31 protein-coding genes, 2 pseudogenes and 1 other annotated feature are annotated in these 21,800 nt (G+C 31.0%); of the genes and pseudogenes, 30 read left to right on the top strand and 3 right to left on the bottom strand.

Annotated elements, in window-relative coordinates; all coding sequences use genetic code 11:
• The first annotated feature begins 88 nt into the window (after window positions 1-88).
• The 23 genes and pseudogenes from D9842_RS08770 to D9842_RS08670 all read left to right on the top strand — a co-directional run bounded on the left by D9842_RS08770 (window position 89) and on the right by D9842_RS08670 (window position 12,923).
• On the top strand, window positions 89-388 hold the full coding sequence (locus D9842_RS08770; protein ID WP_257536021.1) for a hypothetical protein: 300 nt from the start codon (window positions 89-91) through the stop codon (window positions 386-388).
• Between the two features lie 249 nt (window positions 389-637).
• Window positions 638-1,156, top strand: a complete 519-nt coding sequence (locus D9842_RS08765; protein ID WP_121662203.1) for an RNA polymerase sigma factor — start codon at window positions 638-640, stop codon at window positions 1,154-1,156.
• On the top strand, window positions 1,140-2,195 hold the full coding sequence (locus tag D9842_RS08760; RefSeq protein WP_121662202.1) for a hypothetical protein: 1,056 nt from the start codon (window positions 1,140-1,142) through the stop codon (window positions 2,193-2,195). The genes D9842_RS08765 and D9842_RS08760 overlap by 17 nt, the downstream gene beginning before the upstream one ends.
• 303 nt (window positions 2,196-2,498) lie before the next feature.
• Complete coding sequence (locus tag D9842_RS08755; RefSeq protein WP_121662201.1) at window positions 2,499-3,137, top strand: VanZ family protein; 639 nt, start codon at window positions 2,499-2,501, stop codon at window positions 3,135-3,137.
• Between the two features lie 198 nt (window positions 3,138-3,335).
• Window positions 3,336-3,767: a GNAT family N-acetyltransferase gene (locus D9842_RS08750; protein ID WP_121662200.1), complete on the top strand. Its 432-nt coding sequence runs from the start codon at window positions 3,336-3,338 to the stop codon at window positions 3,765-3,767.
• Between the two features lie 171 nt (window positions 3,768-3,938).
• A complete protein-coding gene (locus D9842_RS08745; protein WP_121662199.1) occupies window positions 3,939-4,172 on the top strand; it encodes a hypothetical protein in 234 nt (77 codons plus the stop codon).
• A gap of 8 nt (window positions 4,173-4,180) precedes the next feature.
• A complete protein-coding gene (locus D9842_RS08740; protein ID WP_121662198.1) occupies window positions 4,181-4,378 on the top strand; it encodes a hypothetical protein in 198 nt (65 codons plus the stop codon).
• Between the two features lie 323 nt (window positions 4,379-4,701).
• A complete protein-coding gene (locus tag D9842_RS08735; protein ID WP_121662197.1) occupies window positions 4,702-5,685 on the top strand; it encodes a ketoacyl-ACP synthase III in 984 nt (327 codons plus the stop codon).
• A gap of 23 nt (window positions 5,686-5,708) precedes the next feature.
• Entirely contained in the window at window positions 5,709-6,290 is a 582-nt protein-coding gene (locus D9842_RS08730; RefSeq protein WP_121662196.1) for a lysophospholipid acyltransferase family protein, read from the top strand.
• A gap of 52 nt (window positions 6,291-6,342) precedes the next feature.
• Window positions 6,343-6,813, top strand: coding sequence for a pantetheine-phosphate adenylyltransferase (gene coaD, locus D9842_RS08725; protein ID WP_121662195.1), 471 nt, complete (start codon window positions 6,343-6,345; stop codon window positions 6,811-6,813).
• A gap of 166 nt (window positions 6,814-6,979) precedes the next feature.
• Window positions 6,980-7,552, top strand: a complete 573-nt coding sequence (gene plsY / locus D9842_RS08720) for a glycerol-3-phosphate 1-O-acyltransferase PlsY (RefSeq protein ID WP_121662194.1) — start codon at window positions 6,980-6,982, stop codon at window positions 7,550-7,552.
• A 191-nt stretch (window positions 7,553-7,743) separates the two neighbouring features.
• Window positions 7,744-7,902: a hypothetical protein gene (locus D9842_RS25810; RefSeq protein ID WP_162987371.1), complete on the top strand. Its 159-nt coding sequence runs from the start codon at window positions 7,744-7,746 to the stop codon at window positions 7,900-7,902.
• 116 nt (window positions 7,903-8,018) lie between these two features.
• Complete coding sequence (locus D9842_RS08715; RefSeq protein ID WP_121662193.1) at window positions 8,019-8,279, top strand: hypothetical protein; 261 nt, start codon at window positions 8,019-8,021, stop codon at window positions 8,277-8,279.
• A gap of 208 nt (window positions 8,280-8,487) precedes the next feature.
• A complete protein-coding gene (locus tag D9842_RS25805) occupies window positions 8,488-8,631 on the top strand; it encodes a hypothetical protein (RefSeq protein ID WP_162987370.1) in 144 nt (47 codons plus the stop codon).
• Between the two features lie 218 nt (window positions 8,632-8,849).
• On the top strand, window positions 8,850-9,548 hold the full coding sequence (locus tag D9842_RS08710; protein WP_121662192.1) for a Crp/Fnr family transcriptional regulator: 699 nt from the start codon (window positions 8,850-8,852) through the stop codon (window positions 9,546-9,548).
• A gap of 12 nt (window positions 9,549-9,560) precedes the next feature.
• Entirely contained in the window at window positions 9,561-9,989 is a 429-nt protein-coding gene (locus D9842_RS08705) for a DMT family transporter (protein WP_121662191.1), read from the top strand.
• Window positions 9,990-10,055: 66 nt separating this feature from the next.
• Window positions 10,056-10,361: an NIPSNAP family protein gene (locus D9842_RS08700; RefSeq protein ID WP_121662190.1), complete on the top strand. Its 306-nt coding sequence runs from the start codon at window positions 10,056-10,058 to the stop codon at window positions 10,359-10,361.
• A gap of 192 nt (window positions 10,362-10,553) precedes the next feature.
• A pseudogene (locus D9842_RS08695) lies at window positions 10,554-10,748 on the top strand (DUF6366 family protein).
• A gap of 208 nt (window positions 10,749-10,956) precedes the next feature.
• Entirely contained in the window at window positions 10,957-11,421 is a 465-nt protein-coding gene (locus tag D9842_RS08685; RefSeq protein WP_162987369.1) for a hypothetical protein, read from the top strand.
• 310 nt (window positions 11,422-11,731) lie between these two features.
• Window positions 11,732-12,061, top strand: a pseudogene (locus D9842_RS08680) (YaiI/YqxD family protein); the annotation flags it as partial.
• Window positions 12,027-12,179: a DUF188 domain-containing protein gene (locus D9842_RS26670; RefSeq protein ID WP_373995100.1), complete on the top strand. Its 153-nt coding sequence runs from the start codon at window positions 12,027-12,029 to the stop codon at window positions 12,177-12,179. The pseudogene D9842_RS08680 and the gene D9842_RS26670, both read left to right, overlap by 35 nt.
• A gap of 42 nt (window positions 12,180-12,221) precedes the next feature.
• Window positions 12,222-12,413: a hypothetical protein gene (locus D9842_RS08675; RefSeq protein ID WP_121662187.1), complete on the top strand. Its 192-nt coding sequence runs from the start codon at window positions 12,222-12,224 to the stop codon at window positions 12,411-12,413.
• 231 nt (window positions 12,414-12,644) lie between these two features.
• The gene (locus D9842_RS08670; protein ID WP_121662186.1) at window positions 12,645-12,923 is read left to right on the top strand and encodes a hypothetical protein; all 279 of its coding nucleotides are present in this window, start codon (window positions 12,645-12,647) and stop codon (window positions 12,921-12,923) included.
• A gap of 237 nt (window positions 12,924-13,160) precedes the next feature.
• Here D9842_RS08670 and D9842_RS08665 read toward each other — a convergent pair whose 3' ends face one another.
• On the bottom strand, window positions 13,161-13,577 hold the full coding sequence (locus tag D9842_RS08665) for a hypothetical protein (RefSeq protein WP_121662185.1): 417 nt from the start codon (window positions 13,575-13,577) through the stop codon (window positions 13,161-13,163).
• A 337-nt stretch (window positions 13,578-13,914) separates the two neighbouring features.
• On the opposite strand from D9842_RS08665, the gene D9842_RS08660 reads away from it, so the two are divergent.
• Complete coding sequence (locus D9842_RS08660; protein ID WP_121662184.1) at window positions 13,915-14,583, top strand: Pr6Pr family membrane protein; 669 nt, start codon at window positions 13,915-13,917, stop codon at window positions 14,581-14,583.
• A gap of 561 nt (window positions 14,584-15,144) precedes the next feature.
• Here the strand turns inward: D9842_RS08660 and D9842_RS08655 are convergent.
• Together D9842_RS08655 and D9842_RS08650 are read right to left on the bottom strand one after the other, a co-directional pair.
• Entirely contained in the window at window positions 15,145-15,777 is a 633-nt protein-coding gene (locus D9842_RS08655; protein WP_121662183.1) for a type 1 glutamine amidotransferase family protein, read from the bottom strand.
• A 74-nt stretch (window positions 15,778-15,851) separates the two neighbouring features.
• Window positions 15,852-16,814, bottom strand: coding sequence for a helix-turn-helix transcriptional regulator (locus D9842_RS08650; RefSeq protein ID WP_121662182.1), 963 nt, complete (start codon window positions 16,812-16,814; stop codon window positions 15,852-15,854).
• Between the two features lie 296 nt (window positions 16,815-17,110).
• Here D9842_RS08650 and D9842_RS08645 point away from each other — a divergent pair, with 296 nt between their 5' ends.
• The 6 genes from D9842_RS08645 (at window position 17,111) to D9842_RS08615 (ending at window position 21,674) form a co-directional block, all read left to right on the top strand.
• Window positions 17,111-17,404 carry a hypothetical protein gene (locus D9842_RS08645; RefSeq protein ID WP_121662181.1) on the top strand — a complete coding sequence of 98 codons (294 nt, stop codon included), beginning with the start codon at window positions 17,111-17,113 and terminating at the stop codon, window positions 17,402-17,404.
• A 106-nt stretch (window positions 17,405-17,510) separates the two neighbouring features.
• Window positions 17,511-17,939: a hypothetical protein gene (locus tag D9842_RS08640; RefSeq protein WP_257536019.1), complete on the top strand. Its 429-nt coding sequence runs from the start codon at window positions 17,511-17,513 to the stop codon at window positions 17,937-17,939.
• Between the two features lie 415 nt (window positions 17,940-18,354).
• Window positions 18,355-18,747, top strand: a complete 393-nt coding sequence (locus tag D9842_RS08630) for a tautomerase family protein (protein ID WP_121662179.1) — start codon at window positions 18,355-18,357, stop codon at window positions 18,745-18,747.
• 250 nt (window positions 18,748-18,997) lie between these two features.
• Window positions 18,998-19,177, top strand: a complete 180-nt coding sequence (locus tag D9842_RS08625) for a DUF3934 family protein (RefSeq protein ID WP_121662178.1) — start codon at window positions 18,998-19,000, stop codon at window positions 19,175-19,177.
• A gap of 245 nt (window positions 19,178-19,422) precedes the next feature.
• Window positions 19,423-19,667: a binding site (T-box leader), on the top strand.
• Between the two features lie 131 nt (window positions 19,668-19,798).
• Entirely contained in the window at window positions 19,799-21,052 is a 1,254-nt protein-coding gene (locus D9842_RS08620) for an MFS transporter (protein ID WP_373995122.1), read from the top strand.
• Window positions 21,053-21,251: 199 nt separating this feature from the next.
• Complete coding sequence (locus D9842_RS08615) at window positions 21,252-21,674, top strand: hypothetical protein (protein ID WP_121662176.1); 423 nt, start codon at window positions 21,252-21,254, stop codon at window positions 21,672-21,674.
• Window positions 21,675-21,800 lie beyond the last annotated feature (126 nt).

Here is a 21,800-nt window from a genome sequence, read left to right as displayed (position 1 = left end):
AATAAACAACATTATAAAAAAACAAGTAAGTAAAGGTGCTTCTAAGCTTATTGTAAAACCCATTTCAAATATGAATGAGTTTTTTGATATGGAATTTGGAAAATCAGTAAGTAACTCCTTATCTAAATCTAAAGTAAAGTACGATGGACAATCAATTTATAAGGTAGAAAAGAAAACTGATAACCAATATCTAAAAAAGGGTTATGGAGTTTATCTTGACGCATTACACAAAGACCATTTAGAAGTAATAGATAAGACAGGGAATGTGAAGTATGTCTTGAATTTAGATGATTTTCTTTATAAGGCTTTTATTAGGACATCTTCAGCAATAAAAGCGCCTTTCTGGAACAAGGAAGGTGCTTATTTAAGTTCAAGGTCAGATTATTGAATATTCAAAAAACAGGAAAGTGTTAAGATTAAGAAGATATTATTACCTTTACTTTAATCTTAGGTGTAGATATTTACAATTAAATGTATTTCCAGTATTTCCACTTACATGTTTTTGATATTAGGCATAGGGCATTGATCCAACCTAGGATTGCTGTTTTTTTATTTCTTTAATTTTATTGTTTAAAACGTGACTAATGATTTTTTATTTGCGTCTAAGTGATAGATACAGAATAAAGGGGGATCAGTTTTGGAACAAGTAGAATTAACTGAATGGTTCAATAAATATGGTGAATCGATTCTAACTTACATACTTTTAATGGTACGAGACTATCAACAAGCTGAAGATTTGACACAGGAAACTTTTATAAAAGCTTATAAACATCAAAAGCAATATGAAAAGAAATCATCTGTTAAAACATGGTTGTTTTCAATTGCACATAATGTGACAATGGACTATTTTCGGAAGAAGCATCCGTTACAACATTATTTAGGCTTAACATTGGAAGAGAAAGATGGCGAACCAACACCTGAGCAAATCGTAGCAATGAATTTTCAAACAGAACAATTATATAGGGCCATACAACAATTAAAACCGTCTTATAGACAAGTCATCATTTTGCGGAAGTTAAAAGAATTTTCAACAGCAGAAACAGCCCTCGTCTTAAATTGGTCAGAAAGTAAAGTGAAAATGAATTTAAAAAGAGCTTTAGTTAAACTGAAAAACGAATTGATTAAAGGGGGATTTTCTCATGCAATTCTTAGATAAACAATTTAAGGACTTAGAAGAAGAACTAAAGTTAACTGACAAAGCCAAAGAACAACTTAAAAGTAAGATAATGTATAATTCACATAAAACTAAAAAACGAAATAAAAAATATTACGGATGGGTAACTGCAGTGACCTGTATATTATTAATCATCACTTCCCCTTTGTATTCATCAAAAATGGCAAGCATGGCAAGCAAAATTTTACCTATTTCTATTTTGCCTAATTATTCAAATGGTCAGGAAAATCCAGATTTAACATCACAACTCTTTGAATTAGTCGAAAAGGAGGGTTACATTGTTAATTCAGTTGGGATTACGCCATCACCATATACAATCGAAATTTCCCTCTTCTTGAAGGATTCTACATTGAAACAAGCAGCAGAAGATCTAGAACCCAAGGTGAAAAGTTATTTATATGAAAATGGGTATGACAAATATGAATTAAAGGTTTCAGAAGCAGCTGAAGCAGAAGCACTACAAGAAGGTCAAGGAGATGAATCAAGTATTGTTTATGAAAAGGTAAGGGAAATTGTGAAGGAGGTATTCATATTATATGGCTATGTCAAAGAAGCAGATTATGAGTTAGCAGGTCTTAAAACTTCGAAGGCTTCTAACATTGTCACAATTGATATGCCAGACCATATCCAAGAGTCGACTGAAATTGTTACAGAAATAGAAAAAAAGATAGAATCAAAAAATTTAGATATAGAGGATATTGAAGTGAATACTTTTAACTTTTCACATCGTCAACAAGATGATCGTTGGGCATATATAGCATCAGATATATATGATGCAATGGCAGGAAAATCCACTTATCAACTGACAGGATTATCTTATAAGGTTAAGGATGGACATACTTATGTTTCTATTAAGACCGATTTGGAAAAACAGCCTTCTAAAGAAATAATTCAAGAAATTAAATTGGCCACACAAGAATATTTAGCTTTACCAGAAACGAAAGAGAAAATTGTTAATGACAATTATTCAATTCAATTTTTACTAAAGAATAAGAAGTCATTTGTTAAAATAACAAGCTAAAAAATATGCCAAACACTTCTTTGGGGAGGTGTTTGGCATTAGAGTTTTTATTTGGAAATTAAGGTGCTATGGAAGGGGGTGCTTCATTTTGAAGTACCTTATTAATATAGCTATTGGTGATTTCGATATTGAAGTTAGAACAAATGCTTAATATAGAAAAATTGATTGAATAACATATGGAATTTATCTATTATAAATATAAAATTACAAAATTAAAAAATAAGGAATTTACTTGTTGGGGTGAAAATTATAAAGAAATATATATTATTAATAATTCCATTATTATTTTTTGGAGATAGTTTATTGTTTTATTTCAGTGATATAAATTTATACTTACCGATCATTTTACAAGTTGCAGTTAATATGATTGTTGCCGTTGTAGTTTTGATGTTGCTTTTAAAACCAACCAAATTAAAAAATATATTTGATTGGTTTGTTGGATTGTGTTTCTCATTATATTTTTGCGTTTTGTACCATAATACTGTAGGTAATTTATTCTTTATTGAAGATATAAAATATTCATTAGAAAATATAGGTTATATATTTTATTCTGTAAATTTAATTCCTATCAAAGGAATAATCGATGTATTACGGTACAATCCATCATCTCTTTTTCAAATTATTGGTAATATTATAATGCTTGCACCATTTGCATTTGTTATGCTTTATTTCAAGTGGACAAGTAGTTATAAAAAGGTGATTTATTATTCCTTTCTTTGTACAACTGGAATTGAATTTATACAATTTATACAGAATACATTATTATTGATACTAAATTTAGGAATTGGGAGAAGTGCTGATATTGATGATGTTATCTTAAATACTTTAGGTGGATTCATAGGTATTATATGTTATGTCTTTTGGAGAAAACTTGAAGAATTCCTTAATTATAGGAAAAAAATTCACCTTGATATATGTAGAAATAAATACTCTACATATTAATGATCTTCAACAAACAATGCGCTTATCTTGAACACAAGATAAGCGCTTTTTTCATGTTAGGACCAGATTGTGGAACAACAACTTTAAGATTGTGAATAAATTCACTTAAACTATCGGAAATGTTTAGTGAGAAAAGAAGGTATTAAACATTTATTTCCAGAATTATTATATAAAACGATACAATAGGAGAAATGTCCAATGACACTTCATATTAGTAAAGAATTAAATAACAAGGATAAACAACATATTGACGATGAACTTTACAGGTTTAATTTAAAGCACTTTCCAAAAGATTTGGGAGGTAGATATGAAGAAATCTGTTTATTTCTTAAGGATGATAACGGCACTGTTCGTGGTGGCATCCTTAGTGAGTTATGTTGGAATTGGTTGGAGATTCATACCTTTATGTTAGATGAGGACATAAGAAAATCAGGGTATGGAACTAAATTATTATCAGAGCTTGAAAAAATCGCTTTGGAAAAAGAATGTGATTTCATAAAAGTAGATACTTTGAGTTTTCAAGCATTAGATTTCTATAAAAAGAATGGTTATCAAGTGTTCGGAAGTATAGATAATGTGGGTAGAGAATTTAAGCATTATTACTTAAAAAAGGATTTAAAGAATATTTAATAATGCCTTGGAAAATAAGTTTCTTTTTTTCACTTAAAGTTGCCTAAGTTGAATACCAGGGGTTGCTGCGGCAATCCTTTTCTTATTCGACTAAAGGGGCAGGTTAGCACAAGAAGACATTTATACTTTACACATAATAAAAAACATTTTATATCGGGAGGAATGGAAATTTTGAGGAATACATTCAAATCAAGTATTTTATCTTTATTATTTGGAGTATTATTCTTAGCTGGTTGTATCGAGAATGAACTTAACTTACAAGATGGGGATAAACATATTACCGAAGAAATGGATAAGGTCATTTCCGATTACATTATCCAAAAAAACTCAAGCTCGTTTTCTGATACAGAAAAGCAATTTGAAGTCCACAAAGTATATGGCACGAACGAGTCGGATGGGGTATAAGCGTCTATATGTGGTCTTTTTATGCTGGTTTTAATAAATCTACTGGAATAGAAGAACAATCTGGTCATTCATTACCTGCCGTAATTCAATTAAGTAAAAAAGAAGAAAATTATTCTGTTATTGAATACATTGAACCACAAGACGGTAGTTTATATCAGTCCTCTCTAGAAAAAATGTTTCCTAAAAAAATACTTAAAATTGGCTAAACAAGAAAGTGGGAATATAGGGGGGTTACAAAAAGAGATGGATAAAAAAGTAAAACAATGGTTAGAGAAACAGGAGTAATTGTGAGTTAATTTGATATTCTGGTAAGTAACGGGTGCGTTAATTCAATAACAATCTTCAACAATCAAAGCGCGTTTGAATAAAAAGTACTTTTAAATGATGAAAATATGGAATAATAAGGAAAGTTAAGTTATAATTTCTTATATGAAAAACAATCATTCCAGTTTCGGTTTGATTGTATTATTTTTAATTAAAAATTAGTACCTGATACTAGTTGTAGATAATAAAAAAGGTGGTAACCGATATGCTTAAATCAAAAGCGCGTATAACAGCAATAGGCTCTTATGTACCAGAGAAGAAACTAACGAATGATGAACTCGAAAAACTAGTTGAAACATCTGATGAATGGATTATCCAGCGTACTGGTATTAAAGAAAGAAGAATTGCAGGAGAGAAAGAATATACAAGTGATATGAGTTTTAAAGCAATCCAAAACTTAATTGAACGCTATCCAATATCTATTGAGGATGTCGACCTGATTATTTCTTGTACATTGACACCAGATTTCAAGACACCTAGTGTGGCTTCAATGATCCAGGCAAAATTAGGTTTAAAGAATTGTGGAGCAATTGATTTAAATGCTGCTTGTGCAGGGTTTACATATGGATTGCATGTTGCAAATGGTTTAATCACATCTGATTTACATAAAAAAATACTAGTGGTAGGTGCAGAAACCCTGTCTAAAATAACAGATTATAAAGATCGAACGACCTGTATTTTATTTGGTGATGGAGCTGGAGCAGTTCTTGTAGAATATGATGCAGATCACCCAAGTTTCATTTCTGCACATTTGGGATCGGAAGGAGAAGGCGGTAAACATTTATTCTGTTCAAACTTATCAAATCATATGTTTGAACAAGAAATAACGAGTACGAGTAAAATTGTACAAAATGGTCGTGAAGTTTATAAATGGGCTGTAACAACTGTACCCAAAGGAGTAGAAAATGTTTTGAGCAAGGCTGCTATCCCTTTAAATGAGGTAGATTGGTTTGTTCCTCATAGTGCTAATTTAAGAATGATTGAATCTATCTGTGAAAGAAGTGGTTTACCACTAGAAAAAACGTTATATAGTTTAGTTGACTATGGAAATACCTCTTCCGCAACAATTCCCCTATCTCTAGACAAAGCAGTTTTAGAGAACAGATTAAAAATGGGAGATCTGGTATTACTATATGGTTTTGGTGGGGGACTAGCACACGCAGGGTTATTAATTAAATGGACTATATAGGTTTATAAGTTTTAGGAGGCAAAATGTATAAGTTAATTAGTACAATCCTATATGTATTAACAAGAATGCTAAAATTACTAAAAGTAAAGGGAAAAGAAAATTTACCAAGTCACACTGGATTTGTTGTTACATGTTCACATAAAGGGTGGGTGGATGTAATCATGCTTGCCCTAGCTCTTTATCCAATTCCAGTTCATTTTATGGCTAAGAAAGAACTGTTTGAATCAAAAATAATTGGTCAATTGTTACGATCAATTCATGCTTTCCCAGTTAACAGGGAAAATCCAGGTCCTAGTACTTTAAAAATTCCATTGAAGTTATTAAAGGAAGAAAAATGTGTTGGTATTTTTCCAAGTGGCACAAGAACTAATGAAATGCCATTAAAAAGAGGAGCAGTAACAATTGCTTTAAAGGGTAATGCACTTTTAGTTCCAGCGGCATATAATGGGCCAACTACCTTTAAGGATTTACTACGAGGTGGGAAATCAACGATAATGATAGGTTCACCAATAAAATTGAAAAATGATGGTAGGAATCGTGATGAAGTAATAGAAAAGTATTTAAAAAGACTAGATAGTGAAATTAAGCTTTTAGAGAATAGTTAGAACTCTTAGCTTTATCAGAGAATAATATTCAATTATATATTAGGTGAGTTATATGAAAGCAATATATCCAGGAAGTTTTGATCCAGTGACAAATGAGCAAATCGAAATAGTAAATAGAGCAAGTGATTTCTTTGATGAAATTTTAATCGCTGTTATGGTGAATTCTAAAAAGAAATATTTATTTTCATTGGAAGAATGTAGTTGGTTATTAAAGATGTCATTTAAAGGTAATCCAAAAGTTAAAGTTGTTACGTTTGAAGGTTTGCTTGTTGATTATATGAAAGAACATGAATATAAAGCGATCATCAAGGGGTTAAGAACTGTTACTGATTATGGGTACGAAGCTCAGATGGCCTTAACTAATAAAAACCTTTACAGAGAAGCAGAAACTTTCTTCATACACTCTGAAGAAAAGTATTCCTTTCTCAGTTCTAGTATGGTGAAAGAAGTTTATTTCAACGGTGGTAGGTTATCTACTTTTATACCAGAACACGTTGAAGATGCACTCTTGAAGAAAGTATGACTAGATATTAGAAAAAGAGTATCTAACATAATCTTTCTTTTATTTATACTAACAATCTTCTGCAATAGAAAGAGTGATGCTTCAATAACGAAGAGTTTAAGATAAAAATATACAAAAAATAGAGGTACTTAAAAATGATAAACTAAGTGAGGAGACGATACCTACTTTGAACATTTTTACCTTAATTTTAAGTTATTTAATAGGCTCGATTTCATTTGCCTTATTAGTAGGTAAGATGTTTTTTAAGAAAGATATTCGTAATTATGGTAGTGGGAATCTTGGTGCTACTAATGCTTATAGAGTTTTAGGTATAAAAACTGGGGTAGTTGTTGCAATTGCTGATATATTAAAAGGTACACTTGCTTGTTTTCTTCCACTAATACTTAATTCTACGGTTAACCCTATTTTATGTGGTTTGTTAGCAATATTAGGACACATATTTTCCGTCTTTGCTAGTTTTAAGGGTGGAAAAGCCGTTGCGACAGCAACTGGAGTTTTTTTATATTTAACGCCTATAGGTGTTTGTATTGGTTTTATTGTGTTTGTGTTAACTTTGTTATTTTCTAAGTATGTATCACTAAGTTCAATGGTGGCCTCCATAGCATTATTTATTTACAGTCTTATATTTGAAGATAAAGTTATCATAGCACTTTCTCTACTAATAAGCGTGTCAATAATCATCCTTCATCGACAAAATCTAAAGAGAATACTTAATGGGACAGAGAACAAAATTTTCTGAAATTAGATGTTTTTTAATAGGTTAGACGAGTGTGTTAGTTAATTACACTCTTCAGCAGCGCAATTATAGAAGATTGCACTCATTTCATGTTTAGGCCATATAATGGAAGATCTCTTTTGGTCAAATTGAATAATATTAAAATATTTAATATTAAGTTAACGGGCAGTTAACTTAAACAAGGGGGAGAAACTATGAAGAATAAAGGCTTCATTCCTTCAATAATCTTTGGGAGTATTATTTTGGTTTGTATTTTAACTTTAGCTTTGTTTGTATTTTGGGGAGAAGATATAATAGAAATATTCAAAGAAGGATTTACAGATGATGAGTCAGTATCAGTTGAAAGTAATTAATTATTCAATTATAGGACACTGTTCTTGAATAAGGATAGTCGTTTTTTTTATTATAAAGATGAACTTTTCCTTTTTAGGTTGAACTTGTATAAAAGTGGTTTTAAGAGGAGGAAATGATGAAACAGGCATTAGGAATATTTATAAGTTTTTCAGCTATTTTTACATACCTATTTATAGATACTCTTTATTATTTTCGTCCTATTGAAGAGAAAATAACAAATGATATTACGGGAGTTTCAACAGTTACATATAACTATCCTTCGATGTATTGGCTAATTTGTATCATTTTAATAATTACTTTTATTCTTGGAATGTACCTTATTTTAGCAAAGAAAAAGCAACCTGAAGAAGGTCCACTCTGCTCTACTTCAAAATAACCAAATGAATATATACTATATAACAACACTAGAGCTAATAGTGAATTTTGTGATCTTAAGCAATAGAAAGCGCAATTCTTGATGAAACAAGAATTGCGCTTTGTATTTAATTCTGGAAATTTTAAAGTTGATGCGACCGAAATGAATTTATATTAGTCATATAAAGTTATGGATTTAAATAATATGAATAAAACTGTGAGGTGTTTATATGGGTAGCGGATTAATAGTCTTAGGTATTTTAATATTGCTTATAAGCTTTTTTACACCTGTTGGGGTTGGAACTGCTTTACTAGTTTCGATTATCCTTATTGCTTTGGGAATAATCGTTAATAAAAAAGCAAGCAGTAGGTAGTCGGTTACCCCATACTAAACCTAATTGGAATTTTTCTATAGATATAATCTTCCACAAAAAAAGGGCTATTCCAAAATATAAGGCGTCCTTTTTGAATTGAACCATTTAGTTTAATAAATTAAGTAAAAAAAAAGGACATATGTCCTTTTTTTCTTGAAGAAAATGCTTTTTAATTAGAATAAAGAAACCCGTAGTTAATTATTTTCAGGAGGTTTTAAATGAATGAAATGTTTAATCAAGACCTATTAAGATTTCACTTACAAGAACATAAACTAGACATTCTGTTTAATCAAGAAATACTGCAAGATATGCAAATGTATCAATTGAATAAAGGAGAGATTCTTTGTTCGAACGGGGATAAGTTGGATCAAATGTATTTCTTGGTCAAAGGTAAATTAAAAGTATTTACAACACTGCCAAATGGGAGATCACTGTTATTAAGGTTTAACAATCCCTTGGCGATTATAGGTGATATCGAATTTACAACTCAATACGAGGTTAAGGTTAATGTGGAATCTGTATATGAAAGTTTATTAATAGGAATTAATTTTCATATATTATATAAGACATTTTATAATAATCCAGAATTTCTACAATTCATTCTTCAAAAAATCAGTCATAAATTATATTCATTTTCTAATTTTACGAGTTTAAATCTTCTTTATCCAGTTGAAAACAGACTTGCCAGTTATCTTTTATCCGTTATGAGCGAAGAAAACAACTACATATTTTCTGAGGATATGAGAACGCCAAAATTAACCGAAGTGGCTGATTTACTTGGTACCAGTTACAGGCATTTAAACAGAGTCGTAAAAAAACTTTGTTTAGAGTCTATTATCGAAAGAAAAAAAGAGGGTCTTTATATAAAAGATATACAAAAATTAAAGGAACTAGCGATTGGCAACATATATGAATAGGGGGGGAATTTTATGCAAGGAGTTCTTTTTTCTTTTCTTGCAGGGATTTTAATAAGCTTACAATCTATTTTTAATACGAGACTGAGTGAAAAACTCGGTTTGTGGCAGACCAGTACCATTGTACATGGTTTAGGGTTTATTGTGTCTCTTCTATTATTCATGGTTATAAGGGATGGCAGTATTTATAAATTGAACGATGTCAATAAATTATATCTGTTAGGAGGTGTATTTGGGGCGATTATCGTTTACAGCGTCATGAAAGGGATTACGGTGATTGGGCCAACCTATGCCGTTTCTATATTGTTGATATCTCAATTAATCATGGCATTAATTATCGATACCTTTGGTTTGTTTGGAACTGAAAAGCTAGCATTTACTGCTAACAAATCAATTGGATTAGGAATTATGATTATTGGAATTTTAGTTTTCAAACTTAAATAATCTGATTTTCATTATTGAGTGTATCACATCGTAATGGAGAAAAAATAAATTATGTGGAGGATTGAAATGGTTACATGTTATTTGAAATATGTTATTGACCCTTATAAAGTAAAGGATTTTGAAGAATATGGTAAGATGTGGATTCGACTGGTTAATAAATTAGGGGGTACACATCATGGTTATTTTCTTCCGCATGAGGGTGCTAATAACATTGCTTATGCATTATTCACTTTCTCAAGCTTAGCTGCATATGAAGAGTACCGAGCAAAAATGTCGTTAGATGCAGAATGTCAAGAAGCATATAAATTTACAGAAGACACTAAATGTATTTTAAGTTATGAGAGAAGCTTTATGCGTCCTGTATTCGAATGAATATACGTTAGTTAAAGTTAAAATACAGAGTAAGCTATTTATTTAGAGAACGGGTGGCAATAGTTAAATGAGCACAGTCCGGCTTCAAGGACCTTTAAAAATATTATTGATCTTCAACAATAATAGCGCTGTTCTTGAATAAGATTGCAACTAATTGTGTTGTTTTTGTAATTATAATAGGGAAGAGACAATATGAGTGAAGAAAGAGAAAATCCTGAGACAAGAAGAGAGAGAATGCGTCAAGAAGAATTAAAAAGAAATCCTGCTGGAAGTGTTCACGGTGGAGGATTGTCTGATTTAGTTGGTGGTTTAAGCTGAAAAGGAACTGGTATTCTTATTCTAGTATTAATAATAGGATTTATAATTTATACCTTATTCCTTCTCTAACAGAGATTCATCTTCAAAAAACAGAAGCGGTATAATTGAACAAGGATGGGCTGTTTTAGCAGTCCATCTTTCTTTGTCTTTAATCCTGAGACAGAGTAGCTTTAGAAGGTTAAGAAAGCCCACCTTTATTGTATTAAAATGATTGAAAAGGAAATATGAAACTTTTTTAGTTATAATTCCGTAATCTCTAATAAGAGGGGGAATAATCTTGAAAAAAATAATGTTGGTGTTCATGGCATTTTCATTGTTTCTTATCGCAAGTTGCAGCAATGAACAAAATTTAGTTGAATTCGAGCAAAGTGAATTATTGAAAGAACTAAATGACCAAGGAATTAAGCCTAAACTACCTACTAAATTCCCAATGAAAATCAAGGTATATGAACTTCAAATGCCTCCTCATGAATCACAAATATATCCAATTGAGTTTATAGGAGAGAGTGGTGAGGCCTTTAATTTAAGAATTCACCTTGGGGATGTAACATATAGTGGAGACTTTGAAGAAACGGTAAAGATTAACGAACTTGAAGGTTCTTTTACTGACGATGAAATTACTGGATTAGATTTGGTATGGAATGATGGGAAGTATCATTACTTTTTAAACTATCAAACAATAGGTCTAGATACTAAAGTAACGAAAGAAACGATGATAAGTATAGCTGAATCTTTCAAGTGAATAAAAATGTAACCCTATAGAAGTGCTTCTTTAATGGGAGCTTCAACAAACAATATTGTTATTGGTAGATGAGGTCTTTTGTTGTATAAAAAGTGTGACTTTCTAATCAAGAATTTAGTTCTAAGGTATCTTTTGATGTCAATTGAATGACCATTTGCCAACACAATTCTATTAAGTATAATATGAGGATAGAAAAATACAGCAAAAGGAAGAACTCTTTATTATTTTTAAACAAAAGTCACCAGTCCCTTTTATAGTTGAAAAAGATTAAGTTAAATAGTAAGTCGAACTTCTTGACAGGAGGAAGAAAATGAAAATTTATGTGGATGCAGATGCTTGTCCGGTGAAAGATATTATTATTTCTGAAGCAAGGAATTTAGAAATCCGGGTTATCCTCGTTACAAGCTTTTCTCATTTTTCTAATGCAGAACAGCCAACAGGAGTGGAAACCATTTATGTTGATTCTGGAGCAGATGCTGCAGATTATCGGATTGTGAAGTTGGTAGAAAAAGGAGATATTATTGTGACGCAAGATTATGGTCTTGCGTCGCTAGGTTTAGCAAAAGGAATTATCGTCCTCCACCATACAGGATTCAGTTATACAAATGAAAATATTGACCAATTATTGCAAATTGCAAACACGTTATTTAAGTGCAATGGCTCGAAAAAGTGGACAGCGAACAAAGGGACCAAAGCCTTTTACAGCAGAAGACCGGGAGCAATTTAGGGATCTTTTTAAACAGGTTATTTCTAGTTAAAATTTAGGCTAAACTCAGAGATTCAGAAAGGAGCTAAATATTTTGAAGTACATAAAATCGCAAATGCAACAACTAATTAAGGAAAATAAAGAACTGCATACCCGCTTTAAAGAACTAAAGGTAGAAATGGGTCTTGAAAAAAACAATGCCCTTAAGGCCTTGTACCATTCAGAAGTTGCCGATGGAGGAAAGTACCAGGTAGCTTACCAAGCACTTGATCAGCCCAAAAAGTAAATTCTTTTCCTTTGTTCATTCTTACTAAAATTTTATTATAATTGTTTGTTTTATTGATATTATTCTTCAGCAATAAATGCGCTTTTCTGGAACTAAGGAAAGGTGCTTTTTTAAGTTTAAGGCCATATCCTTGGATAAGGAAGGGATCATTAGAAAGTGAATTTTTTCGAGACTAGGGGAATGAAAGTATGGGTTATCGTGGTAATATGGAATTGTAGAGGTGAAGTTTAAATGAAGATAATGCTTCAATCAATTATTTGCTCAATAATATTACATTTTATTTATTTTGTAGGTATTATGTCGGTTGGTTATATAAAAACCAAATACTATAAACCGGATATTGCAGGTGCGTGGGATAAAGTAGAAACGCTTCAAAATGAAGTAGCATTTGGTTATGTTATATCCTCCCCTTATTTTTATTTGTTATCATTTGTGGGAGGATCTATGATTTGCGGAATGTTAATATTTTCTTTTAATAAAATATTCAATTTAACAAAGCGCTGTTCTTGAATAAGGATAGCTGTTTTTTTATTTATAAGGAAAGGTCGCTTAACAACATATTAATAATTTGCCATAAGTGAATAAGGTAAAATAGTATATTCTTGAAGGGGGAGTCTAATTGAAAAAGATGGATTAATCTGACGTTTAATCATAATCTTAGACGTAACTGATATCTTATCAAAATAAAAAAACAAGAGAAAAAAGTATCCATTAAACGAAGTTTTACTATCTTGCCGAATGTAATTTTTATTTATCTGTTTTTGGAGTCAATATAATATTCTCTTCTAACTGATCACTCCACTCAATTGAAAATGTAATTTTATCATTTTCTGTAATTATTATTTCTCTAGGTGGTTCCTTTTTAATTATACTACCATCAGTTAGGGATTCTTCACCACCTGTACTGAACCTATTACCATTAAGAAGCCACCTCACTCTTTCTGGAGCTTCTCCTTCAGCAAGATAGGCTATCTCTGTAGTGAGAGAATATGTTTCATCACCTGTTTCAACCAATTTTGCTGATATACTCCAATTTTCAGAGTTTCCTTCAAAATAATGCTCTTCACTAATGTAATCGCCTTTGTAAATAGTGCTGGCAACAATATAAATTGCAACAGCTATAATAATAGAAATTATCACTAAAACCAAAGATGATTGTTTCATAAAATCTCCTTAATTATATTATATATATCTATAATAATTAATGAGAATTATATGTCCAATATTATTTAACTATGTTCTTTATTTGTAAAAACTTATAGATCATTTACTTATCATACTTTTGTTGGGTCATTTTTTGGGCAAACAACACTCTAGAGTGAATTTATTATTATCTTCCGTTACAAACACCTGCAAACCTTTATAAATTTATGGAAAGAGTTTTGAAGATGCGCTTCCTTTAAAGATAAATTTTGAAATTTGGTTGGATCGCTTAATTATGGCTCAAGGAAGAATTTGGTATTGCCCTATTTATCAATTTTAATAAAAGGAGTAGGTCAATTTGTTGAATGTAGATGAAATAATGCTCAAATTAAAGTTAGTATTTCATAGCTTAATCTCATTCATAGGCTTCATTAGCGTTGTATTGCATATCGTTTATTCTCCTGATTCTTTGATTTCTACGACAAAACTCACTATTCATACTAATCTTATCGTTTCCATAACATTCTTACTCAGCAGTTTAGCTATTTTATCAAAAAAAAACGAAATACCCTTTCTCGATTTTTTAAAGAACTGTTCAATCATTTATATGTTCGTTGTTATTTTTACCTATCACTTCCTTCTCGCTAGTGGTGGGGAATATGTTGGAATTCGGATTATCACTAACTTTACTCTTCATTACTTAATTCCGATACTCGTCTTTATTAATTGGATAGTTTTTGAAATTAAGAAAAAATACAGCTTGAAATTCATCTTTTATTGGATGTTTTATCCTTTACTTTATACTGCCGTTTCATTGTTGAGAGGCTTGTTTGATGGGTTTTATCCTTACTTCTTTTTAAATCCTAATGGAGAAATTCCAGTAGGCGTTGGCAGTTATTCTAATGTCGCATTATTCATTACCGCTTTTTTATTTGTTTATCTAATTCTGGGTTTTTTATTGATCTCTTTAAATAGGATAATTCTATACTTCAATAATAAAAGCAATATATATTCTAAACAAATGTAAGTAAAACAAATGTGCTTTGAATCAACATCGAACATATTTACAGATATCATTACTTCAGGCAATCCTTCTTTTGCTATGGTATAAATAAGAAACAATTCTTCCATTAATTTTAAAATATAATTCTAAATAATGGTGTAAAACATTTTAATTTTCGTAATAAACATTTAATCCTCTTATTCAACAAAAGCGCGATTATGATAGAAGCTAAAAATCTAATAATTAGTGATCTTCAAAAGTAGAGGTGCATTTCATGCTGAGATGTGCCTTTTAAATATTGAAAGCAAAGATATTAAGTATCACAGAATTTAAGAGGAAATGAAAAATAACTGATTCAGATTCCATTAATGTAGGTAATTATAATGGTAAGAGCTACAACTTTTACAAAGCGACATCCTAGAACAAGGATAAGCGCTCATTTTTCACTTTAGGGGGTAGCGTCAGGAAAAAGCGCAAATTAAAAAGCCCAACTTCTCTGCAAAACAAAATAGAGAAAGTGAGCTTTTCAGTTACTTCATTATTTTTATTTGAACTAATATAAAACTGCTAAGTTGATTTTTTAGCTCATTTATTTATTGAATTCATTAACTGGAAGAAGTATTCAGGTTTATGAGTCTTATTTAGGTTATACCATGAATGTAATGTATCTGGTGCAAATACATCTAATTTTTTCAGTACTTCCATCGCAAATTCCAGAGGAGCTATTCCTGATGCAGTAACTAAATTCGTGTCAGTTACCGCAGATCCCACCTCATAAAACTTTTCTCCTTTATAGTTAGGACATACCATTTTAGTGTATTCTAAATTATTACTTGTATGCTTTCTAGTATCTAAGTATCCCATATTCGCAAGGGCTTCAGTTGCACCACAAATTGCAGCAACAATAGTGCCAAGCTTTAAGGCTTCGCCGATTATTTCCAATATAGGTTGATGAACTTCTTCATTCCAAGTAGTCCCTCCTGGTAAAATTAAAAGATCCTTACTCTTAAGAGTACATTCATCAAGGGAAATATCTGGTTTTATGCTCAGTCCTCCCATAGTAGTAATCATTTCTTTATTAGCTCCTACTGTAACTACTTTTAAAGGTGCTAGATCTTTTTTGAAATATCTTCCTGAGTTTAGTTCAGCAATTAAATATCCATATTCCCAGTCCGACATTGTATTAAATACATATAGAAAAACTTTCTTTGTTTGCATTCAATAACACTCCAATCACAATTGATATAGCTATTATAATAAAACTTCCCTGACAGTTAACGTCAGGGAAGTTATCATACTTGATGAAATTTTATTAATTCCGACAGAATTTCAATAAGTCTTTTCTTAAGACTTATTGGCTCAATAACTTTAATAGATTTATTGTACGGTAAAAGTAAATAAGGTACATATGTATGTATCATATCTTTTTCAAGAAGAAAAACTGCTTGATTTGAAGTCCGTTCTTGTAAATAATGTCCTAAAAACCAATGTTGGGAAACATCATTAAGTGTACTTTCATTTCCATTAATAACTAAAGAAGTAATCCCTTCCTTATCTTCTATAGTTGGAAGGAGGTTTTTCATAAAAAAGTCACGTGCTGAAAAATTTTCTGGCTGGTTAAACTTATTTTCAGTCAGCATTAGACTTTCAATTCGATCTACTCTAAAACTACGGATATCATTCCTAAGACGACAAAATCCAATCACATACCACTTATTATTCCAATAGATAATTCTGTACGGATCGACCAATCTATCATTTAATTGCTTTTCGCCACTTTTATGGTAAAGAATTTTTACTGAGTACCCGTCAGCTACGGCCTGCTCCAACTCCTTCAAAAGAGGTTCCATAGAGAGTGAACTTAATCGACTTATTACTTCAAGACTAGTTAAATGTTGGTTTATCTTTGATTTTTGCTCTTGATTTGAGTATTTACTTAGTTTTGAAATGGCCCTATTTAGTGCTTCACCTCCGTAATATCCGGCTTCTTCTGCAAAAACAGCAGCGTGAAATAGTGAAGTTTGCTCCTCAAAATCAAAAAAAAGAGGAGCCTCAATAAAATTGTTTAATAAAGTGTATCCACCGTTATGTCCTGGTTCTGAAATTATAGGTACGCCACTTGTTGAAATTGTATCAATATAACGATATACAGTCCTTATATTAATTTCTAACCTTTCTGAAATTTGTTGTGCAGTAATTTTTTCACCTGAACGAAGCATCCACAGAATTGCTAACATATTGTCAATTTTAGGCATATAATTCCACCTCTATATGAAATTTATTTTCTATTTAGCCAACTAATAAAAATCAAAATTAATTTTGTCTATTATCTCATTATTTCATAGGTTAAAAGATATATTTTGACATTGATCTTAAGCAAACGAAGCACTATTCTTGAATAAGGATGTGGGTTCTTTATCGTGTTAAAGAACAAGTTGTTGAATATTATAAATGGATATTTATGTTAAAATGATTATGAGCTTATGAAGAAATAGAATTAAACAAATGGGCAGATATAGAGGAAGTTAAAATCAATTTAAGTAGGGGTATAATGAAACTATTTAGTAGATGGTCAATAATTTTTATCTTTTTAAGTTTATTATCTTTTGGCTTAAACTTGCTATTAGATGGTTATTTTGAACCAATTGCACTTATAGGGGGTATCTTTTTATTAATAGGAGTTATCCTTAGCTTTATTGCTATTACGAAAAAGGAAAATGGGAAAATAAAGTTCATATCACTCGCCTCATTTTTTATAATTTTATTATTAATAACTTGGTTTGAACCATTTCAAGTTGTTCGTATAATGACTTGGCTTATAAATATCTCTCAACTGTTAGCTTAATTTTAATATGAATAACTCAAAATAGAAAGCGCCATTCCTCAGGTAAGGATTTGCGCTCTTTACCATTTTTTAAGGGCGATATTATTGACAAACAATGATGTAATTCATGTTAAAATTAGGAAGCAATTATGAAATTGCTGTTTTTTTGATTAAAGTAAGTAATATCATTATAGTTTCAGGGGGAATAATGATGAGCTTATATCTCTATAACTATTCTAAAGTGCTTAAAAAAAACTTTATGTTAGTCATTGTGGCCTCATTTTTGTTACCGTTAACATTTTTTATATGGGCTGGCGTTCCTTTTTTTATAATTGGGAGTACAGTGGCAGAATTCACCTCTAACTTGATGATTATCCATCTTTGTATCGCACTTTCAGGAGGTTTTTTGTTTTCTCTGTTTTTTGTGCCAATCAATTTACAAGTTGCAAAAAATATAGCTGAGATTAAACAATGTAGTGTGTTAGATTCTTTTATAAGCATAGAAGTAATTTGGTTATTAGTAAGTTCTCTAATATTTGAATTAATTTTAGTATAGTTGTTAGATTATAGAGTGAAGCGGGACATTTATAATAAATACAATAAGTGGATATTAGATTACGACAAATAGATAAATTGTCAATGGAAAGGTGCTATACAAAGTCTACTAGGACATGAAAAAGTGAAACAACCAGGGTTTATGCTCAGTTAAGTGGAAAGTTAAGGCATCAGCTCAATAATCAAATACTTTCAAAAAGATATTTAACGAAAAAGAGCACAGTAATTTGTGCTTTTTTTCATTAAGGCCAAATTGTTTAATAATATGGGTAGATAATTACTAAAAAAATAGGAAGAGTTTTGAAAAAATATATTAAGAGGCAGAATACTGAAGAAGGATTTCTTATTTCTTTATAGAATATTTTTATAATGTTAGCCGAGTTTAGTTGAGTTGAGAAGAGAAAGGTGAGATGAGAATGGGACAAATTAAAATTTATGGGGTTAAGGACAGGTTAAATCCAATTAAGGAAACATTATCGAATGTTATTCATTCGTGTATGGTGGAAGTACTTGAATTTCCTTCAGATAAGAAATTTCATCGATTTTTCCCTATGGACATTGAAGATTTTTATTTTGCAAGCGGGAGAACTGAAGCATATACCGTAATTGAGGTTAGTATGTTTGAAGGTCGATCGGTAGTAGTAGCTAAGAAACAATTACTAAAGCTACTATTCGAACGTATAAATAGTGAATTGAGTATATCTCCTAAAGATGTTGAGATCACAATTTTTGAAACACCAAAACATAACTGGGGAATAAGGGGATTACCTGGAGATGAGTTAGCCCTGAATTATAAAGTTAATGTATAAGTAAAAGGCGGTCAGTTCTTGACCGCTTTTTAGCTTATTCAAGTAAACGGTTCATTTTTCAAGTACGGTATTAAACTAACCAGGTTAGAAAAAAATAGAGTTTACATCGACTTTTAGAATTTTTATTGTTTAAAACAATATCTGACTATTATATGCTTATATTTCATTATGTTTGGGTTTTATACCAAAGTAAAATGGATAAGATTAACCAATAGGTACCTTAACGTACAAGAATAATGGAGTTGATTCTATGAGTAAAGCTAAGGGTAAAGGCGGAACAGGCAGAGGAACAGGTAAGAAAGGTTGGAATCGTTGGCAAGCTAGTGCAAATAAGACAAAAAGTGCCAAACCCTACAAAAGTAAAGGTGTTAAAAATCGCGATGGTACAAAGACAACTAGCAATAATACTGGTGATACCTCCGAAAAATAGTGACTGTTGCTAAATAACTATCATTTCTAAATGAACTAATGGATGAAATAGTTGAGATTCCAGCTACCAATTAAAGAATTATTATTCAACTAATGGAGTGCATTCCTTCAACAAGGAGGCAATCAAATCGCGAATGTGTAACATTCGTGTCTTTTTTATGTGAAAGACCATATTGTGGAAGAAGCTCATGTCACCAATTTTATATTTACATATTATGTTAATGTCATGGTAATATAGTTTTAATAACAAATGCGATGAAGAGAAGAGTAGATAAGATTCATTCTTTCTAAAGAGCTCCGTTTGGTGGAATGGAGTAAGGGGGGTTATTGAATCAAGCCTCTGAGTATCATATTGGAACCTTTTAGGGGATAGTGTGACGGGAGCTCCCGTTATAGAGCTAAGGTAATAGTTTTTTGTACCTGATAAGATTAATATGGTGACATATTAATAAACTGAGGTGGCACCACGATTATTAAATCTCGTCCCCAAGACATTGATCTTGGGGGTGGGATTTTTTTGTATTGTTCCTGGGTTATTTATATACGGAAAAGGTAAATATTTGTATTTTGTAGATAGGATTCTTTAGTTTTTGTGTTAGAAAGGAGAGTGGTAGGAATGGTTTTGAAGGGGAAAATTGCGTCTTGGAAATATCCCTCAATCCTATTGCTTGGAATTGGGGTCTCGAATTTGGGTGAATGGATTTATTTCATTTCTCTTAATTTAATCGTTTTGGATATGACTGGTTCACCTCTTGCGGTATCAGGACTTTATATCATTAAACCACTGGCTACTTTATTTACGAATTTTTGGGCTGGTAGTATTATTGATCGATTAAACAAACGAAAACTAATGGTTTTTCTTGATATATTTCGAGCTGTATTTATAGCTTTATTACCTTTTATGTCATCCATTTCACAAATTTATTTAGTAGTATTTATTATAAGCATGGCGAGTTCTATGTTTAGTCCAACTTCAATGACATATATTACAAAGTTAATTCCTCAAGAACAAAGAAAACAATTTAATTCCCTTCATAGTCTAGTTACTTCTGGAGCATTTTTAATAGGGCCAGCAGTTGCAGGGTTATTGTTCTTTATTGGAACTCCAATTTTTGCAATCTATACAAATGCAATTCCGTTATTTATTTCAGGTATGATTACATTACTAATGCCTGATATAGAAAAACAAACAGTTATATCTTCAACTAATAATAAGCTATCGATGGAAATAATTAAAAGGGATTGGTATGCTGTAGTTGAATTTAGTCGCGGATCTAGTTACATTATGATGATTTACTTTTTGTTTAGTTGTGTAATGGTCATTATGGCAAGTGCTATAGATTCTCTTGAAGCAGCTTTTGCCAAAGAGGTATTATTTTTGTCAGACAGTGAGTATGGTTTTTTAGTAACCATTGCTGGGGCAGGTATTTTAGTTGGAGCATTAATTAACTCTTTAGCAGTTAAAAAACTAAGAACCTCATTTTTAATTGGTTTAGGTTCAGTACTAGTGTCAACTGGATATATGATTTATGCTTCTTCAAGTTCATTTATTATTGCAGCACTGGGGTTTTTTATCCTAGCTTTTTTCATCGCTTATGCTAATACAGGCTTTCTAACATTTTATCAGAACAATATACCAGTTGATGTTATGGGGCGTATTGGAAGTGCTTATAGCTTAATCCAAGCGATTTTAATTATAACTGCAACTAGCATTATGGGAGTTGTAGCTCAAATTACTTCAATTCAGGCAGTTGTGTTTTTTGGTGCTTCAGTAATGTTGGTATTATCCATAACGTTGTGTCTATTTAGCTTATTACCTTCAAAAAAACATTTTTTTGAAGCTGATGCTGAATCTAATAGAAGTATTAGTCTTTAAGCAGAAAATACAATAACCATTGTAATAATCTTCAGCAAGAGTAGCGCCTTTCTAGAATAAAGAAAGGTGCTTATTTTGTTTAAAGCCATTTTTGGCATAAGAATTGAGAAGACTTTTAAATAGAAGCAGTACCCTAAAAAAATAATAATATGTAAAAACAGCCTGTGTGTTAAAATGGAAAAAATAGGGTGGTGGGATGATGAGAAGGTTATTAGTAGCTCTTTTATGTATAGTTTTTTTATCTGGGTGTAGTGAAGATCTATCCTTCTCTGAAGTAAGTAAGGATGTTGTTAATAAAGACATCAAAACGTTTATTAGCAATGTTAAAAATGAAAACGGAATATATCTTTACTTTGATAAACAAAATACTATTTATGTCTATTTGAATGCTTCAAATGTAAAACAAGGGGAGAAGGCTGTTCCTTTTAACGGTTTTGATGTCGAAGGAAACGGTGATACTTTACATATTCTTTATAACAGAGATAAAACAGATGACTATTCAAACCAGTCTTTGAAGTATGAACTCTTATATAAGGTGAATGCAGATAAAAAGTACGATAATATTAAGTCTTTTAGTAATGGTGAGGAGGTTCCTTTTGATCTAGTTACAGGGAATCAATAATTACTTTGCTAAAATAACACATGCTTTGTTTATATAATGATCTTCTACAAACAAATCGCGTTGACTGACAAGCAGCCACCTTTTTGACCAGGTACAGGTCAGGTTAATGCAATATGAAAAATTATG

This window comes from Metabacillus litoralis (genome assembly GCF_003667825.1).
Lineage (GTDB): Bacteria > Bacillota > Bacilli > Bacillales > Bacillaceae > Metabacillus > Metabacillus litoralis_B.
Note: the sequence above shows the minus strand (reverse complement) of the source record. Positions and strands in the feature narration are given on the sequence as shown.